The sequence below is a fragment of the Parendozoicomonas verongulae genome, assembly GCF_009711465.1.
Taxonomy (GTDB): domain Bacteria; phylum Pseudomonadota; class Gammaproteobacteria; order Pseudomonadales; family Endozoicomonadaceae; genus Sansalvadorimonas; species Sansalvadorimonas verongulae.
This window is the reverse complement of sequence record NZ_SMME01000212.1, coordinates 1-367: the sequence shown is the minus strand read 5'-3', so window position 1 is coordinate 367 and position 367 is coordinate 1. Positions and strand designations below refer to the sequence as shown.

The 367-nt window shown below is 54.8% G+C and carries 1 protein-coding gene; it reads right to left on the bottom strand.

What is annotated here, in order from left to right; translation table 11 throughout:
* Window positions 1-367, bottom strand: a 367-nt coding sequence (locus tag E1189_RS00280; protein ID WP_155158159.1) for an acyl-CoA synthetase family protein, incomplete at both ends; no start/stop codon positions are given.

Below are 367 nucleotides of genomic sequence, written 5' to 3'. Positions count from 1 at the left end.
CCTGCCTGGCTGTGTACCAGGCGACAAAGTAGTCATAACTGTTACCTGCCACTTCCCTGACTTCCCTGTGATACGGAAGAACAATGGCCTGTTCAACACCGTCAAGGGATTCCAGCCGGTGGGCAATTTCATCCGGCTCTACACGCTGCCCCCGGATTTTGACCTGATTATCCATGCGATCCAGATAGAGCAGCTCACCACTCTCCAGCCACATAACCCGGTCACCAGTCCGGTAGAGCCTGTTATTTCCTGCCTGCGCAAGATTAACAAAGACTTCTGCTGTTTGATCCGGGTTGTTCAGGTACCCCCTGGCCAGCCCTTTTCCCCCTACATAAAGCTCTCCGGGGATGCCTGTGGGGAGTGGGTG